Below are 19,282 nucleotides of genomic sequence, written 5' to 3' on the forward strand. Positions count from 1 at the left end.
CTTTAAATGTCACGGACAAGTTGATTAGAAACGCGTATAACCAGAGCTACGTGTTAAAAAATTAATTGATGAAAGAGGATGCCCAATACCATGGTTGCAATCAAGCTACCTTATGACAAAACCACGTTGACCGCTGAAATACCAGCTGCAAATTTTGCTGGTAAATTAGTTTCGCAAGCGGCAACATATCATAACAAACTCTCTGAAAGTGAAACAGTTGAAAAATCGTTAGACAACCCGATCGGGACGCCTAGCTTAGAAAGTCTCGCAAAAGGCAAAACCAATATCGTGATTATCAGTTCAGATCACACACGGCCAGTACCGTCACACATTATCACGCCGATTTTGTTACGGCGGTTACGATCGGTGGCACCAGATGCACGGATTCGGATTTTAGTGGCGACTGGTTTTCACCGGCCATCAACCCATGAAGAATTAGTTAACAAATATGGTGAAGATATTGTGGCTAATGAAGAGATCGTGATGCATGTGTCTACCGATGATGACAGTATGGTCAAAATTGGCCAATTACCTTCTGGTGGTGATTGCATTATTAATAAAGTTGCGGCGGAAGCCGACTTACTTATTTCTGAAGGGTTCATCGAATCGCATTTCTTTGCCGGTTTTTCCGGTGGTCGAAAATCGGTCTTGCCAGGGATTGCGTCTTATAAAACGATTATGGCTAACCATTCTGGGGAATTTATTAACTCACCAAAAGCGCGGACCGGGAATTTAATGCATAATCCGATCCATCATGACATGGTCTATGCGGCGCGGACCGCGAAGTTGGCGTTTATCGTTAATGTTGTTTTAGACGAAGATAAAAAGATCATCGGCTCATTTGCTGGTGATATGGAAGCTGCCCACAAGGTCGGATGTGATTTTGTCAAAGACTTGTCTAGTGTCCCCGCAATTCCTTGCGACATCGCCATTTCAACTAATGGGGGCTACCCATTAGATCAAAACATTTATCAAGCCGTTAAAGGGATGACAGCGGCGGAAGCGACTAACAAAGAAGGTGGCACGATTGTGATGGTTGCTGGGGCTCGTGATGGTCACGGTGGTGAAGGGTTCTACCATAATCTAGCTGATGTTGATGATCCTAAAGACTTTTTAGATCAAGCCATTAATACGCCACGACTAAAGACAATTCCTGATCAATGGACGGCGCAAATTTTTGCCCGGATCTTGGTTCATCATCATGTCATTTTTGTGTCAGATTTAGTTGATCCAGACTTAATTACAGGGATGCATATGGAATTAGCTAAAACCTTGGATGAAGCCATGACAAAAGCCTATGAGCGTGAAGGTCAGGATGCTAAAGTTACCGTTGTGCCTGATGGGCTTGGCGTGATCGTCAAGTAAGATGACGACGTTAGATATTTTACAGGCAGTGGCGGCTGGGCAACTAACGCCCACCGCGGCTAGCGCACAACTAGAAGCCAGTCAAACTGCCGACTTGGGTTTTGCCAACGTTGATTTAAGTCGTCAACAGCGCAATGGTGTGCCGGAAGTCGTTTACGGTGCCGGTAAAACGGCCACTCAAATTGTTGGGATCATTCAAGCGATGCCCAAACAAATCACGCCGATTTTGACGACGCGATTGTCGGCCGAAAAATTTGCAGCGCTGCAACCCGCATTACCACAAGCGGTGTATCATGCGGCAGCCCAATGTATGACGGTGGGGACCTTACCAACGCCAGCCACGGACGATTACATCGCTGTCGTGACGGCCGGAACCTCTGATCAACCGGTGGCCGAAGAAGCAGCCATTACAGCTCAAGCTTTTGGCAATCATGTTGAACGGGTCTACGATGTCGGTGTGGCAGGGATTCATCGTTTGTTTGCCAAGCTGGATGTCATCCGCGGTGCCAAAGTGGTCATCGTTATTGCTGGCATGGAGGGCGCGCTGGCTAGTGTGGTTGGTGGTTTGATTGATAAACCACTAATTGCGGTGCCCACGAGTGTTGGCTATGGGACGAACTTTCAAGGCATGACAGCGTTACTTACGATGCTCAATAGCTGTGCTTCTGGGATTACCGTTGTCAATATTGATAATGGGTTTGGTGCCGCTTATTCAGCAAGTATGATTAATCAATTGTAGAAAAATTCAGTTAACTGAACAAAGGAGGTACTTGACGTGCGATTATTGTATTTGGATGCTTTTTCTGGCATTAGCGGTGATATGTTTTTAGGTGCAATGCTAGATTTAGGCTTGGATTTTGAGGCCTTAAAACAAGAACTAGCTAAATTACCAGTCTCTGGCTATCAGTTGACTCACGAACGGCTGGCTAAAAGCAGCATTTATGGGACCAGTTTTGACGTTCAAGTCGCTGGCGGAAAAGATCACGGCTTTGTGGAACATCATCACCACGATCATTCGGAAGCAACGCCACATCAGCAGGTTGCCGAACATGCGCATCATCATGATCATGAGGCTCGGCATTTAAATGACATTTTAGCGTTGATTAATGGCAGTGACTTATCAGCAACGGTTAAGCAACGCGCTATCGCCATTTTTACGGAGATCGCCAAAGCCGAAGCGACGGTTCACCAAATGCCATTGGCCGAGGTGCACTTTCATGAGGTTGGGGCATTAGATTCAATTGTCGATATTGTCGGTTGTTGTGTGGCCCTGGAACTAATGAAAATTGATGACGTTCAAGCGTCACCGCTCACTGACGGCAGTGGCTTTATCAATGTCGCTCACGGTCAAATGCCAGTGCCGGTGCCCGCAGTCATGCAGATGCGAGTCGGGACAGACATTCCGATTCATCAACGATTGGATGTGAAGACGGAATTGATTACCCCAACTGGGATGGGGATTGTCAAAACGTTGGTCACCGCATTTGGACCACTACCAACGAGTACGCCAACCAAAGTCGGCTATGGTTTTGGTCAGCGTGAAACGGGTAGCTTGAATGGCTTACGGGCCGTTTTATTCGAAAAAAAAAACTAAGTCAACAAGTTGTTGATCAAACTAAAGATGCCGTCATTTTGATGGAAGCGAATTTAGATGATCAGGCTGGCGAAGGTCTGGGCTATGTGATGACGCAGTTGTTAGCTGCCGGGGCCTATGACGTGTATTTTACGTCGATTCAAATGAAAAAGAATCGACCGGCAATTAAGTTGTCAGTGTTAAGTGCACCGAGTGATCGGCTGGCTTTAACCAAGTTGATTTTAGCCGAGACCAGTACCATCGGCGTGCGTTATCAAACGTGGCACCGAACGATCATGCGGCGGCATTTCGTAACGGCCACTACGCCGTATGGACCGGTCAAAATAAAGGTTGCCACATATGATGGCATCATTAAAAAAACACCGGAATATGCGGATTGTGCTAGCTTGGCACGAATACAGCAAGTGCCATTGATGATGGTCTATCAAGCGGCTTTAGCAGCATTAGAACAACTAGATGAGGAGGGCTAATCGGTGTTACACGCATTAGTAGCAGAATTTATGGGCACTGCCTTGATGATTATCTTCGGGGTTGGGGTGCATTGTAGTACGGTACTCAAGGGGACAAAATATCGTGGCTCAGGACACATCTTTGCGATTACGACTTGGGGATTTGGGATTAGTATTGCGTTATTTATTTTTGGCAATGTGTGCATTAACCCGGCGATGGTTTTAGCACAATGTTTGTTAGGCAATTTACCTTGGACGAGCTTTATCCCCTATTCACTAGCCGATCTGTTTGGTGGGGTGATTGGATCGGTGATCGTGTGGGTCATGTATGCCGATCACTTTAAAGCTTCAGAGGGTGAAATTTCCCCAATTACGATTCGCAATTTATTTTGTACGTCACCAGCGGTTCGTCATTTACCGCGGAACTTTTTTGTGGAATTTTTCGATACGTTTATTTTTATTTCTGGGATTTTAGCCATTTCGACAGTCAAAACGCCTGGAGTCGTGCCGATTGGTGTCGGTTTACTGGTTTGGGCAATTGGGATGGGTCTGGGTGGCCCAACTGGATTTGCGATGAATTTGGCGCGAGATATGGGACCACGGATCGCACACGCTATTTTACCGATTGCGAATAAAGCGGATAGCGACTGGCAATATGGAATTGTTGTCCCTGGAATTGCGCCGTTTATTGGCGCGGCCTGTGCGGCTTGGTTCATGCACGGATTTTTTGGAATTAACTAATTAAAATGAAGAAGGCAATTATAATGACAACTTTAGCAACGAAGAAAGCAACATTAACTGATTTATTGAAAGGTTTAGGCCGCGTGACGGTCGCCTTTTCTGGTGGGATTGACAGTACGGTCATCTTAAAAATGGCCTTGGATGTTTTAGGCGCTGATCATGTGACGGCGGTCGTGGCTAACTCTGAATTATTTACCGATGAAGAATTCGATAAAGCAGTTAGTTTGGCCCAAGAAATCGGCGCACCGATTGAAACTACGATTTTGGATTACTTGAGTGATGATCATATTGAACATAACACGCCAGATAGCTGGTACTATGCGAAGAAGATGTTCTACACGCGTTTGACAGCAATGGCTGCCGAAAACGGAAGTACGGCAGTTTTAGATGGGATGATCAAAAACGATGAGCAAGATTATCGTCCCGGTTTAAAGGCACGGACCGAAGCTGGTGCCCGGAGTTTATTACAAGAAGCTGGTTTTTACAAAGTTGATGTTCGGGCCTTAGCTCAAGAATTAAACTTAAACAACTGGAATAAAGTAGCTTCATGCTCGGTTTCATCACGCTTCCCATATGGCACGACCTTAACGTCTGAAAACATTGCTCAAGTAATGGCTGCTGAAAGTTACTTACGTGGCTTAGGTTTTCCAACCGTCCGGGTTCGTTATCACGATGATATTGCGCGGATCGAATTACCTGAAGCACGTATCGGTGACTTCTTAGTCTTTAACGATCGCGTCAATCGTCAATTACAATCATTAGGCTTCCGGTATGTGACTTTAGATTTAGGTGGCTTCCGTAGTGGTCGGATGAACGATACATTAACGAAACAACAATTAGCAACATTCGCTTAAATTAGAGTGAGACAGAAGTCGGGGAGTTAATGCTCACTAACTGACTTCTGTCACGTTTCGACAATAAATATTTAGAGATTGAAATGAGTTTGGGGTTTTTGTCCTAAACTCATTTTTTATGTTTCACGTGAAACATAGTTAAAATCTATGGTTGACGATAACGGTTACAACCGCTACACTGAATGCATACAAATAGTTATCTTAAACACTAGGGGTGTCCGTAGTCGGGCTGAGACGGTGCAAGTGCGCACCGATCCCTTCGAACCTGTAAGTTCAGACTTGCGTAGGGAAAGTGTCACTGCAGCTTTATTTAGCGGCCCTAGGTTCAATGTGTCATTGAACTGGGACCGCTTTTTGAGTTGGCGTGATACGAGGCTTAAAAGGAGGAATTTCAAATGAAGTTAGACTTATTAACCACGTTGCGCCAACAAAATCCGGTGGTCTTTAATATTGCCAATTTCGTGACTGTTCAAGATGTTGCTAATGGGTTAAATGCGGTTGGGGCATCGCCAATTATGTCAGCCGAAGTTGCCGAAGCCGATCAAATGATTGCCATTGCTGGTGCTGTTTGTCTTAACCTGGGGACGTTAACAACCACCCAAGTTAACCAAATGCAAATAGTCGGCCGGTTGGCAAATGAGCGGCAGTTACCGATTGTTTTTGATCCAGTCGCGGTTGGGGCCGTACCGTATCGCTTACAAGTGGCACAGGACTTGTTGGCAACGATCCAAATGACGGTGATTCGTGGGAATGCCGGAGAGATTGCCGCGTTAGCTGGTGTGGATTGGCAAGCCAAGGGTATTGATGCCGGGAACGGGTCGGGCGATGTGGTAGCTATTGCTAAAGCTTGTGCGCAAAAATATCATTGTGTGATCGTCCTGTCAGGGCCAACGGATGTCATTACCGATGGCACGCAAGTCGCTAAAGTCCACAACGGCACTGAGTTATTTCAATTGCATGTCGGTTCTGGCGATTTGCTATCGAGTATTGTGGCGGCATTTACAGCCGTACAATCCGATGCACCATTTGATGCGGCGCAAACGGCGTGCTTAGTTTTGGCCGGTACCGGTGAGTTGGTGGCTAAACAATTTACGGCACCAAGACCAGGCACATTTGCGGCTGACTTAATTGATAAATTACATTTGGTGACCGTATCGGAATTAACTGAGGTGGCTGATTATGAGGATTAATGGAGGTAAAGCAAATGGCAAATGAATTTCCACAAGTGGTAACCATTGCAGGGACTGATAGTGGCGGTGGCGCTGGTGTGATGGCGGATCTAAAGACATTACAAGCTCGGCATGTTTTCGGGCAGGCTGTGATTGTGGCAGTGACGGCGCAAAATACGTTAGGGGTTCAAGATTTTATGGCCTTACCGACCAAACTAATTGATGAACAGTTTGCATCATTAGCTGCGGATTTAAAACCACGGGCTTGCAAGACGGGTATGTTGGCAGATGCTGAACATGTGCATGCGGTTGTCGAGAATTTGAAAAAAGTGGATTTTGGGCCATTGATAGTTGATCCGGTCATGATTGCCAAAGGTGGTGCGGCTTTGTTAGCAGCGGATGCCATTCAAACGGTGCGCGAGGAACTCGTACCATTGGCCACCTTAGTAACGCCGAATTTGCCGGAAGCCGTGGCACTCACGGATCGACCGATTGAAAGCACGGCTGACATGATCGAGGCGGCTAAGCTGATTCAACAATTAGGAGCTAAAAATGTGATGATCAAAGGTGGTCATGGTGATAACCCTGAGTTAGCAAGTGATTTTGTCCTGTTGGCTGATGGGTCACATTTCTGGTTGAGTGCGCCACGGATTGCGACGAAGCGAACCCATGGCACGGGCGATACGTTGTCAGCTTGCATTGCCGCAGAACTTGCAAAAGGGGCTGATTTATCAATTTCGATTGAAACGGGTAAAGCTTTTGTGGCCGCGGCCATTAAAGCTACGATCCAAGTTGGCCACGGTCATGGACCCTTGAATCATTGGGTGACACCTAGTACGGAGGTGAGCCGCGATGACCATTAACTTTAATCCGGCACAATTACAAGTTTATTTAGTTGCTGGCACTCAAGATGTACCAGGTCGCTCATTGGTCACCGTTGTTCAACAAGCCTTAGCTGCGGGGATTACAGCGTTTCAGTTTCGCGATAAAGGGGCCAGCCAACTAACAGCAACTGAACGATTAGCGTTGGGACGTCAATTGAAAGCGTTGTGTACAGCTAAAGGTGTGCCGTTTATTGTGGATGATGATGTGGACTTGGCGTTGGCGATTGGCGCGGATGGCATTCATGTTGGTCAAAGCGATGATCAAATTCAACACGTCTTGCAACGCGTTCAAGGTCGACTGTTCGTTGGTTTATCTTGTTCGACCTTAACGGAAATTCAGCAGGCTAATCGATTAACTGGTTTGGCTTATATCGGTAGTGGTCCGATCTTTCCGACGACATCTAAAGCCGATGCTGATCCAGTGGTCGGTCTCAAGCAACTTAAACAGTTGGTGCAGACCGCTCGAGTGCCAATTGTGGCGATTGGTGGCATCACTGAATCGCAATTACCGGCAATTAGACGGACCGGAGCAGCCGGTAGTGCGGTTATTTCGATGGTGACCCAAAGCCCAAATATTCAACGAACGGTGCGGGCGATGCTCAGCACGGGGGTGACCGATGACAAAATTATATAGGAGCCAATTTTTATTGTGGCTCGGCGCTGCGATTTCGATTGCAGAAATCGTGACCGGGACACTACTAGCCCCATTAGGCTTATCGCGTGGGATCGCAGCTATTTTACTCGGTCATCTGATTGGTGGGGGCTTGTTCTTGTTTCCGGCTGGTTATTTAGGTGCCAAGTTGCAGCGCTCAGCCCTTGGTACCGCTAAATTAGCCTTTGGTAAGTTGGGCGTCACCTTGGCTTCCGGGTTAAATGCCTTGCAATTGATCGGCTGGACAGCCGTGATGATTGTCAATGCGCAACTGGCAATGAATGCAGTTAGTCGTCAGCTTATTCATTTCCAAAGCCCGTTAGTGATGGCATTGATTGTTACTGGGTTGATTTTAATTTGGCTACGGTTAGATGCTCAGCGGTTATTCCAATTAAACAATGTCATTGTTGGATTATTGGTGATCGGGGTAATCGTCATGCTTGGCTTGGTTTTTGCCACGCCGGCAAGCGCTGGTGTACCGACGACCAGTTCACTATCTTTTGGGCAAGCGGTGGAATTGAATGTCACGATGGCTTTGTCATGGTTACCAGTCATTGGGGATTACACCCAACGCGTTGATCGACCGGCGCCGATTGCATTAGTTAGTGCTGGGGGGTATTGTCTAGGCAGCATCGTGATGTTTATGACTGGCTTGTTGGTTGTCTTGCGGACTGGGCAAACGGATATCACGACGGTTTTAACGCAGTCGGGATTAGGATTGGTCGCGTTACTCATTATCGTTTTTTCAACCGTGACGACAACCTTCTTGGATGCCTATTCAGCCGCGACCAGCTTAGCTAATATTACTGGCAGTCGAGCGATTAACCGGGTGGCGATGGTCGTGACGGTGATGGGATTCATCATTGCAGTGACCTTATCGATGCGCTATTATGAAAACTTTTTATACTTAATTGGATCAGTGTTTACGCCACTTTATACCATTATTTTCGTCACTTACTTTGTACGGCAAGCGAGTTTGCCATTATGGGCGAACTTTAGTTGGTGGTTAATTGGGGCCGTGGGTTATTACCCGCTACAACAATTAGATTTCCCGGGTGGGACAACACTGTTAGTGCTAGTTGGCTTAGGCGGCTTAGTATGGCTGTCAGGGCAAGCTTTACCGCTGAAACGATTAGCTTAAAAAACGTCGGAAACGACGTTTTTTTGTTTACTTTAAAGACACATTATTTCCCGGGGAATATTTCTAGTTTCACCGAGTAATCTAACCGGTGTTTTCTGCGCATTAGGCGTAAAATAAAGCTAGTTAAACAAACCATATTAAAAGGGGGGACTGATGATGAAAATGCGTCAGTTAAAGATCTATGGGTTAAGTTTGTTAGTGGTTATCGGCGGTTTGGGGAGTGCTGGGTTGCCAGCACAGGCTGCCAGTCAGTCAAAGACTGTTACGTTTGGTCAATTAACCAATCAAAATCCGCATCGGTTAGCCGCAATTCGGGAAGTTGCCCGCCAAGCGATTTTAACGAAAACACACGCTAAAGCTAGTCGGGTGCCGGCAGTTTATCAAGTGAAGTTGCCAACGCATATGACGAAAAAGGCGACCTTAACGACTAGTGGCCTACGGATGAACCTGTTACCAAATAAATTTAACGTTAAACAGGTCACTTTGCCGTACGCCCAACTTACTGGTAAGATTTTGAACCGCTATTTACCAAAATCAGCGCGGACTAGTCCGTTGAAATACAAGAAAGTGGTGGCGTTGACGTTCGATGATGGTCCTGATCCAACTTTGACACCGCGGTTACTAAAAACGTTAAAAGCCAACCATGTGCATGCAACGTTCTTTGAAGTAGGTCAAAGCGTGAGTCGTTATCCAAAAATCACGCGAGCCGTCTTGGCGGCTGGCAATGAAGTGGGGAACCATTCCTGGAATCATCCTGACTTTAGTCGAATTGGCACTAGCGCCAGTGTGAACCAAGTGATTCGGACTGATCAGGCGATTTATGCGGCAACCGGCAAATTACCACAGTACATGCGACCACCATATGGCAATATTACCGCTGCTGAAGGACGGCAAATTCAGCATCCAATTATTCGTTGGTCGGTTGACTCGCGTGACTGGGCACTGCTGAATACACAAAAAGATATTCAGTCCGTGTTAAGCGCGACCCGGTCAGGAAGTATTGTGTTGATGCATGACATTCATGCACCATCAGTCGCCGCGGTCCCAACGATTATTAAACGATTAAAAGCGAAGGGGTACCATTTTGTCACGGTCAGTCAGTTATTGAATCAACAAGCCTTACCAGGCTTACAATACTTTGCGGCTGGTAATTATCGGACGGCTGGTAAATAAGTTTTTAAGGCTAGCCAACTTTTCGGTTGACAATTGTAATCAATAAATTTAATCTATAACTAACCAAACAACCATTTAATTTTAATTATTAATAACAATGATGAGCAGAGTACGTGTGGCGGGCTAGACTAGCGACTGTCGACAGTGAAAGGGCAGCTAGACCAAATACGGAAGATGGGCTCGGAGTATTACTAGTGTGAGCTAGTGCGCATGGTCGCGATAGGAACCAGCTGAGGTGACGAATTGTCACAAGTCAGGGTGGTACCGCGAAACCAATCGTCCCTGCAGGCAAGTTGATGCCTGTAGGGATTTTTCTTGGCAAAAAAGAGAGGGAGTCGTGTTTAAAATGAGTAAACCAATTATTGGGATTGCGCCGGGTGTCATTACCGTCAATAGTCAAATCTTTCCTGGACGGCAACGAGACTATGTCAATCGCGTCTATTTGCGGTCGATTTCAGATAATGGTGGGATACCGTTGATGTTGCCAGTGACTGATGATGCTGACACGATTGCCCGCTACGTCGGCTTAATCGATGGGTTATTACTATGTGGTGGCGACGATATTGATCCGCTAACTTATGGCGAAGAACCATTAGCCAAGTTAAGCCAGATCGATCCAGAACGAGATGCCTATGAACAAGCCTTGGTTCAAGCCACGCATGCACAGCACAAGCCGATTTTGGGCATTTGTCGCGGCGTGCAACTCTTGAATGCGTGTTATGGCGGGACGTTGTACCAAGATACCAGTTATATGCCGGCCGGTCAGGGGACCTTAAAGCATATGCAATTACAACATCCCGATTATGGGATGCACCATATTGACGTTGAAGCTGATTCGATATTAGCTGAGTGGCTGGGACAAACTAAACTGACAGTCAATTCATTTCATCATCAGACATTAAAACAAGTGGCATCGGGATTTAAAGCCGTTGCTAGTGCACCCGATCAAGTCATCGAAGCGATTGAATCAACCGCAGGCGGCTTACAATTAGGGGTGCAATGGCATCCTGAAGAAATGCAGGCAGTTAATCCCGTGATGGCGCAATTATTTAAACATTTTATTCAAGTAACTAAAGGTTGAAAGTTAACTATGTCACCTACGCCAGCCAGCGATTCTGCCGGCTGTGGGACCGGTTCCAGCCAAAGTGCGGGCTTTCCACCTCGCTTTTGAGCCTAGCTAAAACCGCTAGTCTTAAAAGTCGTCCATATCGTAAGTCCGGGAAAATCATCCGGACTAACGATATTTTCACGGCCAGCGCCATCACTGGCTGACTTCGGTTATTTCGCGAACACAAACTGATCTAGTCACCACTATCATAACCGAGAGTGAGCTCACATTGAGCCCAGCCATGGGAGTCTCTTAGCGATTTATCGCTTAGAGCTCGGCGCTTTTGAAACGTGGGTTTGACGGTTCAAAACGATGGTCGAGACCGTTTTGTGGCTCGACCAGTTCGTCCACAGCGTTCCGGCTCGATGTGGGTGAATGGCAGGTGGCAAGCATAACTATTTTTGATTGGTAAACACTTGCCATATCAATGATAGTTGCTAAAATACACCTTTCAACCTTTAGTCAAGCAACTACATTAAAATAATGGGTTTTAAGTTAGGGGTAAATATATGCAAACATCAAAAAAGTGGCTCAGTGGGTTGGGCCTGGTTGCACTAGGCTTAGTTTTAGCCAGCTGTGGTCAAAATAAATCAACGAGTTCAACAACCAACAAGACTTTAACGGTGACGGCTTCCCAAGCGATTGCCACAGCTGATCCAAATAAAGCCGACGATATTGCTAGTCAGGCTGCCATTGCCCAGTTCATGGAAGGGTTGTATACGACTAATCAAAAAGGGAAGATCGTTCCGGCGATTGCCACAAAGATTGTGAAACCAACTAATGGCGGCAAAACGTACACCTTTAATTTACGGCACAATGCGAAATGGTCGAACGGTCAAGCCGTAACGGCAGCGGATTTTGTTTATTCATTACAACGACAAGTGAACCCCAAGACGAAGTCACAAGAAGTCGGTCATGTGGCGGAGATTAAGAATGCCACCGCGATTACGAGTGGCAAAAAAGCCGTCAGCAGTCTAGGGGCCAAAGCGATCGGCAAATACAAGCTACAGATTACTTTGAAACAAAAAGTACCGTATTTTAATTATCGGTTAGCAACCGAAATTTATCCGTTAAAACAGAGTTTTACTGAAAAGTATGGTAACAAGTATGGAACGACTGCGACTAAGACGTTGTCAAATGGACCATACGTCTTAAAGGACTGGGATGGTACGAGTGATACGTGGCGGTATGCCAAGAATACGCATTACTATGCAGCCAAATCGGTTAAGATCAAAAATGTAAAAGTTCAAACGGTTAAGACGAATACGACGGCACAAAATTTATTTGAAAGTAATGCGGTGCAAGTCACTCAAATTACTGGGACTCAAGTGGCCAGTGCCCAACAAGGCAAGCTTAACAAGAATCTGACCATCACTAAGCTCAATCAGTTATATTTCATGCCATGGAACCAAAAACGGACGCTCACCAAGAATGCTGATTTACGGCGTGCGGTGAGTTACGCTTTGAATCGCCAGTCATTAGTGAAGAATGTCTTGAAGGATGGATCGGTAGCGGCCACGTCGTTAGTTCCAACGGGAAATACCAAGAACCCAACGACGGGTAAAGACTTCAACACTGACACCGGTAATCTATATACGTACAGTCCAGCCAAGGCTAAGAAATATTGGCGTCGGGCTCAAGCTAGTTTGGGCAAAAAGAAGATTACCTTGCAGTTGTTGACCAATGACAATGATGTTAACAAGTCGGTTGCCGAATTTATTCAAGCCGCGATTGAAAAGAACTTGTCGGGGGTCACAGTTAATGTGAAGTCCGTGCCATTGACCAATGAAATCTCAACGTTGAGTAAAGGTAACTTTGACTTTGCCACCTTATCTTGGTCAAGTGATTTCCAAGATCCAATTGATTTCTTGAACAAAGCTTCGGTTACGAATTCGGTTGATTTTGGGAAGTTTAAGAATACGCAATATGAAAGCTTGATTGCTAAAATTACGGCTGGCACGCAGTCAAAGCCTGCGCGTTATCAGACCATGCAACAAGCGGCTAAACTCGTTGCTGAAAAACAAGGGGTTACACCGTTGTATCAAACGGCCGCAGCACATTTGATCAGTAGTAAAGTCGGTGGTGTCCACTTTACGTTGTTGCGGGATGCCCTTTATCGTTACGCTTATTGGAAGTAAACGAGTTGTTAATCGTTCAGTCTGAGATGACTGAGCGATTTTTTTGTCCTCAGAGGTATTTTATACAGTATATTTCGAATAAAATGCATAAAAATACTTTTATTTCAAAAAATATTGTATTAATAATCATTAACGCTTATACTTGGTTTAATTTTGTAACGGAGGCAAGCGGGATGAAAAAAGGACAGTTAGGCGTTTGGTTGCTGGGAATAGTGAGCTTAATCATGCTGATGGGCGGATTAAACTTGTCAGTCCATGCAGCAACTAGCGATCAATCATTGGCACGTGTCAAAGCCAAAGGGACGTTGGTTATGGGAACATCACCGAATTACCCACCATATGAATTTCAGATCAATGAGCATGGACAAGCTAAGATTGTGGGGATGGATGTCGAATTGGGCAAACAGATTGCTCATGATCTAGGCGTTAAGTTGGTCGTTAAGAAGCTGGCATTTGACTCATTACTGCCGGCTTTAACGACTGGTAAAGTAGATATGATTTTATCTGGCATGAGCCCAACACCAGCCCGACGTAAGAGTGTTGATTTTACCAACATTTACTATACCGAAGGCGAGGCGTTGCTGGTTAATCGGGCAGACCAGGCTAAGTATGCGAATAAAAAAGCTTTAGCGGGTCAAAAAGTCGCTGCCGAAACTGGCACGCTACAATATAATTTAATCAAACAACAGCTTCCAGCTGCCAAATTAACCGGGATGAGTAGTGCGGCTAATTTAATTTTGGCGTTAAAGACCCATAAAGTGGCGGCCGTGGTTAAAGGAACAGCCTCAGCGACGGCGTATGCTAAAAATGATCCAAGTTTAGTGGCGATTAATGGTCACTTTAAAACCAGTACGGCCCAAGCGGGGAATGCGATTGCCTTGAAAAAAGGATCAACTAGCTTGAAGCAAGCGATTAATCGATCGTTAGCTAAGGTTAAACGGCATGGCTGGATTCAAAAGCGGTATTTAAAAACGGCCGGAAAATACTTAAAGGTGAATACGGCTAATACGTCAATGTGGCATTATCGTGATTATTTCATTAAGGGTTTGCAATATACGTTATTGATTGCTGTAGTGGGGATTATTACGGGGAGTATCTTAGGCTTGTTATTAACCTTATTACGGGTGAGTGCCGGTCGACCACTGCGCTGGTTAGCAACGGCCTATGTTGAATTCGTTCGTGGGACACCACTTATGGTTCAAATTATGTTCGTCTACTTTGGCATTGGGATGTTTGTCGATGTCTCGGCCTTAACAGCCGGGATGATTGCGATTGGCTTGAATAGCGCGGCCTATTTGAGCGAGATTATCCGGGGCGGTATTCAAGCCGTGGATAAAGGGCAAACCGAAGCCGCTGCCAGTCTCGGATTATCGCAATGGGCCACGTTACGTTATGTGGTTTTACCACAAACTTTGAAAATCATTTGGCCATCACTGGGTAACCAATTCATTAACCTGATCAAAGATACGTCAATGGTCTCGATCATTGGGGTCACAGAATTGATTTATCAATTAGGTATTGTGCAAGCTGATACGTATCGGGGCGTGGCACCAATTGGGGTAGCGATGGTGATTTACTTTGTTATCTGTTGGCTATTGACACGGGTATTGCGGTATTATGAACGACGGATTAATCATGGTCAAACCGTTTAGCATGCGCCTACCGATTTTAAACGAATGGTGGTAGGATAAAAGCAAGGTTACAAATAAAAAACGGGGTGATCGAATGAAGTGGCGCATTGGGTTGTTGACACTTATTGCAGGTTTGGCACTGGGGAGTGTCGGTGGTCAGGCGGCGAGTCGACCTAAGAGTGACTGGTTGCATGCAAAGGGTAATCGAATTGTGGATGCACGGGGCAAAACGGTTCGGATTACGGGGTTAAATTGGTTTTGGTATAACACTGGGACCAATACGTTTGATGGACTATGGACCGCGAACTTAGATAAGACGGTTAAATCGGTGGCTAATCATGGATTTAATACGATTCGGGTGCCATTTTCTGTTCAATTGGTAAAAGCTTGGTCACAGAAAAAGTATCCCAAGGCGAACATTAATTTAAGTACCAATGCCGCTTTGAAGGGCAAAAATAGTTTACAGATCTGGCAACGGTTCTTGGCTGATTGCCAGAAAAATGGGATTAAAGTCATCATTGATATGCATAGTGCCAAGAGTGATCCACAAGGCCACAATGCACCATTATGGAAATCCGGTAAATATACCACTAAAGACTATTATGCGGCGTTAACTTGGTTAGCTAAGCGTTACAAGAAGAATGATACGATCATTGGTTATGACTTGAAGAATGAACCACATGGCCTCGTGACTGATGCCAGCTATGCGAAATGGGACGGCTCCAAAGCAAGTAACAACTGGCGCTATATCGCCGCTCAAGCGGGTAAGAAAGTGTTGAAAGCTAATCCGCATGCGTTGATCTTCGTCGAAGGGGTTCAAAGCACCCCGAAGAGTTGGAAGACTGGCTATAAGAAGTCAGCGCAATACAACTACACGTTGTGGGGTGCCAACTTACGTGGGGTCGCTAAATATCCAGTCAAGGTGAAGAAGTCACAACTGGTCTATTCGATTCATGATTACGGTCCTAGTGTGGCACCAGGGAGCTCATGGTTACAAGGTAACTTTACTTACAATTCATTGATGAAGAACTACTGGCGGCCGAACTGGTACTTTATTCATGCGAAGAAGACCGCACCATTGTACATTGGTGAATGGGGCGGCTACTTAACCGGTAGCAATCTGAAATGGATGAAAGCTGAACGTAAGTTGATTACGACGCATAAGTTGAACTTTACGTTCTGGTGCTTGAATAACAACTCCGGTGATACTGGTGGCTTGTTGAATAGCGACTGGACGACTTGGAATAGCAAGTTATACAAGTTCGTGAAACCGACTCTTTGGCAATCGAAGAAGGGTCAATTCTACAGTCTAGACGGTCAAGTTAAATTAGGGACCAAAGGTTTACGGAAACCATAAATTTCAAAGAGGATGTCCAGTTAAAATGACTGAACATCCTCTTTTTATGTTTATTTTTTAATAAATTCAGCGGCTGCCGCTAACATATCGGCTGTTTGTTGGTTCATTAATGGGGGTAAGTTGTCAAAGTCAAAGTAATCTAGGCGCACCGTTTCGTCAGTGGCCTCGTCTAACACATGACCACCAACGGCGCGAACCAAGAAGAGTCGTGAGATGGTCTGGGTGACGTCCCCATTGGGATAGACGGTTTCGCCACGATCAAAGAGTCCAATGGGGGCGACAATTTCAACATCAACGCCGCTATCTTCACGATATTCACGAACACAGGCTTCGGCGAAGGTTTCCCCATATTCGAGATAGCCACCTGGTAGGCTCCAGTCATGAGTGTCGGTCCGTAAGTTCAATAAAACTTGTTGCTGATCATTCACTAGAATGCCGGCGGCCGTATTTAACAGTAACGGTTTGTGCCCAACTAAAGCGCGAATTTCTTGGATATAATTTGCCATCGAATCACAACTTTCTTCATAGGATAAGTCCATTATACGCGAAAATAAGTCGGGGTTGATTTGTAAATTAAATTTTACTAAGAATGACTAAAGCCGCAGTGTGGCGCATTTATCAGCTTTTAAAGTGAAAATACCGAGTTGCGTATCAGTATTTTTTTAGTTAACATGGAAGTTATAGCTTATTTGGGCTAGTGTTCTTTATTAACGAAAAGAGAGAAGTTTATGCAAAGAAAATTAAGTACGGGCCAGATGCAGATGATTGCACTGGGCGGCACGATCGGGGTGGGACTCTTCATGGGGTCGAGCTCGACGATCAAATGGACGGGGCCGTCGGTGTTAATTGCGTATCTCATTTCAGGCGCCTTTTTGTATCTGATTATGCGGGCCCTCGGGGAAATGCTGTATGTCGATCCCAATACCGGTTCATTTGCGAAGTTTGCTTCCGAGTATATTCATCCAGTTTTTGGCTTTTTGACGGCATGGAGTAATGTTTTCCAATTTGTCGTGGTTGGGATGAGTGAAATGATCGCCCTGGGTGGTTATTGTCGCTACTGGTGGCCTAACTTGCCGGACTGGGTTCCAGGACTCATTGCGATTGTTTTCCTATGTTTAGCTAATTTGATTTCGGTCAAAATGTTTGGGACGTTGGAAACCTGGTTCTCACTTATTAAAGTGGTCACGATTATCTTAATGATTATTGCCGGCTTAGGGTTAATTCTCTTTGGGTTTGGGAATAATGGTCATGCGATTGGGATTAGTAACTTATGGTCACATGGGTTCTTTACCGGTGGGGTCAAAGGGTTTGTCTTCGCACTGTCAATTGTGTTGGCCTCCTATCAAGGTATCGAATTGATTGGGGTCACCGCTGGGGAAGCTGAAAATCCACAAAGTACCTTGGTTAAAGCGATTCGTTCAACGGTTGCCCGCATTTTGATCTTTTATGTCGGCGCAATCTTCGTGATTGTCAGCATTTATCCATGGGACAAATTAAGTCAAATTGGCTCACCATTCGTTCAAACGTTTGCCAAGATTGGGATTACCGCTGCCGCTTCGATTATTAACTTCGTGGTGATTACGGCGTCCTTATCCGGGACGAATTCCGGGATCTATAGTGCGAGTCGGATGACATACACGTTGGCTGAAAATCGCCAATTACCAAAAAAGATGACCTTGTTAAACCGGCATGGGGTGCCATTTTATGCCGTGATCGCTATTTCGGTCGGTATCTTGATCGGGGTTGTCTTAAACGTTATTTTGCCGATGTTTTTCAAAGATGCCAGTGAAATCTTCGTGATGGTTTATAGTTCTAGTGTCTTGCCGGGGATGGTCCCGTGGTTTGTGATCTTGGTTAGTCAAATTGCGTTTCGTAAACAAAATGCAGATAAAATGGCCAATCATCCGTTTAAAATGCCATTATCACCTTACTCAAACTATTTAACGTTAGCATTTTTGGCGTTAACGTTGGTCTTCATGTTCATCAATCCAGAAACACGGTACTCAATCTTAGTTGGGGTCGTTTTCTTAGCGATTATGACGTTGATCTATTTCCGAAAATATCATCACCGAACCATTAGTGAGGATTAATCAAAAGCCGTGTCGATTAACGATGCGGCTTTTTTATTTGGCTTTTAGGCGTTAAAATGGAAACTATTCAATTAACGGAGGACATCGGGATGGTTAAACAAGGACATTATGCGAAAGCTAGTCGTAAAAAAGTGGTGCGGCAGTTTAAACAACATCACGCGGCGCATGAAGATCAAGCAATTGATGACCGTAAAGTGAAAGACTATTTATTGGTCCGCTACCATTTGACGCAATCCAAGCATCAACGGGTCGTGATTCAAAAGACGATGCAACAATTCTTTGGTCAGTGGTTAGATTTTGCGACAACGAATGATGAGGCACCTGCTTGGGACGTAGCGGCACTCACCGAACGCACCTTGCAATTAACCAATTGGCAATTGCCGTGGCAATATTATGCGGTGCTCGACCAACAGTTTGCAACGTGGCAAGCCTTTTTAGTTAAGGAAGCACCGGCCGTACCGTTGACCACTCGGTTACGTGTGACGACCACGTTGACACCGGCAGCTTGGCAGCAGTTATTAACCCAGCAATTGGCGATTAATGGATTGTTAGGATCGCTAGGTGGCGATGCCCAAAAGCTGCCACAATTGACCACAGCGCAAGTTGAGCAATTACAAACATCGCTGCAGACTGATGATCAAGTGAACTGGGCCCAAGTTGCCGCTTTATGTGGGCCGATTAAAATTGACATGGCGGCTTTTGATCAAGGGATGCAAGGGCTGTTGCGACGCTTAGCAAAATTAACGGCGGCCGACTTTGGTAAAGATTAGTGTGATTTAAAATGACCTGAACAACGCGTTCAGGTCATTTTTTACTAGTTTCTAAAGCCACCTGTGGGGACCAGCTCCAGCCAAAAATCGGGCTTCCACCTCGCTTTTAAGCCTAGCCAACACCGCTAAGTCTTAAAAGTCATCCATATCGTAAAATCCGGATGGT

At 45.5% G+C, this 19,282-nt stretch carries 18 protein-coding genes and 1 riboswitch; of the genes, 17 read left to right on the top strand and 1 reads right to left on the bottom strand.

The features are described 5' to 3' along the window. The first annotated feature begins 90 nt into the window (after window positions 1-90). From larA to FFM84_RS06480, 15 genes are all read left to right on the top strand, one after another. Window positions 91-1,365, top strand: coding sequence for a nickel-dependent lactate racemase (gene larA, locus FFM84_RS06410; protein ID WP_130844442.1), 1,275 nt, complete (start codon window positions 91-93; stop codon window positions 1,363-1,365). A gap of 1 nt (window position 1,366) precedes the next feature. Then, on the top strand, window positions 1,367-2,104 hold the full coding sequence (gene larB / locus FFM84_RS06415; protein ID WP_130844441.1) for a nickel pincer cofactor biosynthesis protein LarB: 738 nt from the start codon (window positions 1,367-1,369) through the stop codon (window positions 2,102-2,104). A 36-nt stretch (window positions 2,105-2,140) separates the two neighbouring features. Continuing rightward, on the top strand, window positions 2,141-2,959 hold the full coding sequence (larC, locus tag FFM84_RS16400; RefSeq protein ID WP_130844440.1) for a nickel pincer cofactor biosynthesis protein LarC: 819 nt from the start codon (window positions 2,141-2,143) through the stop codon (window positions 2,957-2,959). A 41-nt stretch (window positions 2,960-3,000) separates the two neighbouring features. Then, entirely contained in the window at window positions 3,001-3,429 is a 429-nt protein-coding gene (gene larC2, locus FFM84_RS16405) for a nickel pincer cofactor biosynthesis protein LarC2 (protein WP_263854354.1), read from the top strand. 3 nt (window positions 3,430-3,432) lie between these two features. Further along, the gene (larD, locus tag FFM84_RS06430; protein WP_130844438.1) at window positions 3,433-4,149 is read left to right on the top strand and encodes a D/L-lactic acid transporter LarD; all 717 of its coding nucleotides are present in this window, start codon (window positions 3,433-3,435) and stop codon (window positions 4,147-4,149) included. A gap of 23 nt (window positions 4,150-4,172) precedes the next feature. Beyond that, a complete protein-coding gene (larE, locus tag FFM84_RS06435) occupies window positions 4,173-5,003 on the top strand; it encodes an ATP-dependent sacrificial sulfur transferase LarE (protein WP_130844437.1) in 831 nt (276 codons plus the stop codon). Window positions 5,004-5,203: 200 nt separating this feature from the next. Beyond that, window positions 5,204-5,311: riboswitch (TPP riboswitch) on the top strand. A gap of 87 nt (window positions 5,312-5,398) precedes the next feature. Beyond that, window positions 5,399-6,193 carry a hydroxyethylthiazole kinase gene (gene thiM, locus FFM84_RS06440; protein ID WP_130844436.1) on the top strand — a complete coding sequence of 265 codons (795 nt, stop codon included), beginning with the start codon at window positions 5,399-5,401 and terminating at the stop codon, window positions 6,191-6,193. 14 nt (window positions 6,194-6,207) lie between these two features. Continuing rightward, window positions 6,208-7,035: a bifunctional hydroxymethylpyrimidine kinase/phosphomethylpyrimidine kinase gene (gene thiD, locus FFM84_RS06445; RefSeq protein ID WP_130844435.1), complete on the top strand. Its 828-nt coding sequence runs from the start codon at window positions 6,208-6,210 to the stop codon at window positions 7,033-7,035. Continuing rightward, complete coding sequence (gene thiE, locus FFM84_RS06450; RefSeq protein ID WP_130844434.1) at window positions 7,025-7,690, top strand: thiamine phosphate synthase; 666 nt, start codon at window positions 7,025-7,027, stop codon at window positions 7,688-7,690. The genes thiD and thiE overlap by 11 nt, the downstream gene beginning before the upstream one ends. Next, window positions 7,674-8,849 (top strand): putative hydroxymethylpyrimidine transporter CytX, encoded by a 1,176-nt coding sequence (cytX, locus tag FFM84_RS06455; protein ID WP_130844433.1) that lies wholly within the window; start codon window positions 7,674-7,676, stop codon window positions 8,847-8,849. Before thiE ends, cytX begins: the two co-directional genes overlap by 17 nt. A gap of 156 nt (window positions 8,850-9,005) precedes the next feature. Continuing rightward, entirely contained in the window at window positions 9,006-10,022 is a 1,017-nt protein-coding gene (locus tag FFM84_RS06460; RefSeq protein ID WP_225424746.1) for a polysaccharide deacetylase family protein, read from the top strand. Between the two features lie 346 nt (window positions 10,023-10,368). Beyond that, window positions 10,369-11,103, top strand: a complete 735-nt coding sequence (locus FFM84_RS06465; RefSeq protein WP_130844431.1) for a gamma-glutamyl-gamma-aminobutyrate hydrolase family protein — start codon at window positions 10,369-10,371, stop codon at window positions 11,101-11,103. Between the two features lie 536 nt (window positions 11,104-11,639). Then, on the top strand, window positions 11,640-13,268 hold the full coding sequence (locus FFM84_RS06470) for a peptide ABC transporter substrate-binding protein (protein WP_130844430.1): 1,629 nt from the start codon (window positions 11,640-11,642) through the stop codon (window positions 13,266-13,268). Between the two features lie 173 nt (window positions 13,269-13,441). After that, the gene (locus FFM84_RS06475; RefSeq protein ID WP_130844429.1) at window positions 13,442-14,920 is read left to right on the top strand and encodes an ABC transporter substrate-binding protein/permease; all 1,479 of its coding nucleotides are present in this window, start codon (window positions 13,442-13,444) and stop codon (window positions 14,918-14,920) included. Window positions 14,921-14,993: 73 nt separating this feature from the next. After that, the gene (locus FFM84_RS06480; protein WP_130844428.1) at window positions 14,994-16,256 is read left to right on the top strand and encodes a glycoside hydrolase family 5 protein; all 1,263 of its coding nucleotides are present in this window, start codon (window positions 14,994-14,996) and stop codon (window positions 16,254-16,256) included. Window positions 16,257-16,306: 50 nt separating this feature from the next. On the opposite strand, the gene FFM84_RS06485 is transcribed toward FFM84_RS06480, so the two are convergent. After that, window positions 16,307-16,762, bottom strand: coding sequence for an NUDIX hydrolase (locus FFM84_RS06485; RefSeq protein ID WP_130844427.1), 456 nt, complete (start codon window positions 16,760-16,762; stop codon window positions 16,307-16,309). Window positions 16,763-16,984: 222 nt separating this feature from the next. On the opposite strand from FFM84_RS06485, the gene FFM84_RS06490 reads away from it, so the two are divergent. Both FFM84_RS06490 and FFM84_RS06495 read left to right on the top strand, forming a co-directional pair. Continuing rightward, window positions 16,985-18,346, top strand: a complete 1,362-nt coding sequence (locus FFM84_RS06490; protein ID WP_130844426.1) for an amino acid permease — start codon at window positions 16,985-16,987, stop codon at window positions 18,344-18,346. A gap of 89 nt (window positions 18,347-18,435) precedes the next feature. Continuing rightward, the gene (locus FFM84_RS06495; RefSeq protein WP_137643808.1) at window positions 18,436-19,116 is read left to right on the top strand and encodes a hypothetical protein; all 681 of its coding nucleotides are present in this window, start codon (window positions 18,436-18,438) and stop codon (window positions 19,114-19,116) included. Window positions 19,117-19,282 lie beyond the last annotated feature (166 nt).

It is taken from the genome of Lactiplantibacillus mudanjiangensis (assembly GCF_005405385.1).
Lineage (GTDB): Bacteria > Bacillota > Bacilli > Lactobacillales > Lactobacillaceae > Lactiplantibacillus > Lactiplantibacillus mudanjiangensis.

What these genes read in the sequence shown, in the direction of transcription:
- larA (WP_130844442.1), top strand. Translation starts at nt 91, where the DNA reads ATGGTTGCAATCAAGCTACCTTATGACAAAACCACGTTGACCGCTGAA.
- cytX (WP_130844433.1), top strand. Translation starts at nt 7,674, where the DNA reads ATGACAAAATTATATAGGAGCCAATTTTTATTGTGGCTCGGCGCTGCG.
- FFM84_RS06460 (WP_225424746.1), top strand. Translation starts at nt 9,006, where the DNA reads ATGAAAATGCGTCAGTTAAAGATCTATGGGTTAAGTTTGTTAGTGGTT.
- thiD (WP_130844435.1), top strand. Translation starts at nt 6,208, where the DNA reads ATGGCAAATGAATTTCCACAAGTGGTAACCATTGCAGGGACTGATAGT.
- FFM84_RS06475 (WP_130844429.1), top strand. Translation starts at nt 13,442, where the DNA reads ATGAAAAAAGGACAGTTAGGCGTTTGGTTGCTGGGAATAGTGAGCTTA.
- FFM84_RS06485 (WP_130844427.1), bottom strand. Translation starts at nt 16,762, where the DNA reads ATGGCAAATTATATCCAAGAAATTCGCGCTTTAGTTGGGCACAAACCG.
- larC2 (WP_263854354.1), top strand. Translation starts at nt 3,001, where the DNA reads ATGGAAGCGAATTTAGATGATCAGGCTGGCGAAGGTCTGGGCTATGTG.
- FFM84_RS06480 (WP_130844428.1), top strand. Translation starts at nt 14,994, where the DNA reads ATGAAGTGGCGCATTGGGTTGTTGACACTTATTGCAGGTTTGGCACTG.
- larB (WP_130844441.1), top strand. Translation starts at nt 1,367, where the DNA reads ATGACGACGTTAGATATTTTACAGGCAGTGGCGGCTGGGCAACTAACG.
- thiM (WP_130844436.1), top strand. Translation starts at nt 5,399, where the DNA reads ATGAAGTTAGACTTATTAACCACGTTGCGCCAACAAAATCCGGTGGTC.
- FFM84_RS06465 (WP_130844431.1), top strand. Translation starts at nt 10,369, where the DNA reads ATGAGTAAACCAATTATTGGGATTGCGCCGGGTGTCATTACCGTCAAT.
- FFM84_RS06470 (WP_130844430.1), top strand. Translation starts at nt 11,640, where the DNA reads ATGCAAACATCAAAAAAGTGGCTCAGTGGGTTGGGCCTGGTTGCACTA.
- larE (WP_130844437.1), top strand. Translation starts at nt 4,173, where the DNA reads ATGACAACTTTAGCAACGAAGAAAGCAACATTAACTGATTTATTGAAA.
- FFM84_RS06495 (WP_137643808.1), top strand. Translation starts at nt 18,436, where the DNA reads ATGGTTAAACAAGGACATTATGCGAAAGCTAGTCGTAAAAAAGTGGTG.
- thiE (WP_130844434.1), top strand. Translation starts at nt 7,025, where the DNA reads ATGACCATTAACTTTAATCCGGCACAATTACAAGTTTATTTAGTTGCT.
- FFM84_RS06490 (WP_130844426.1), top strand. Translation starts at nt 16,985, where the DNA reads ATGCAAAGAAAATTAAGTACGGGCCAGATGCAGATGATTGCACTGGGC.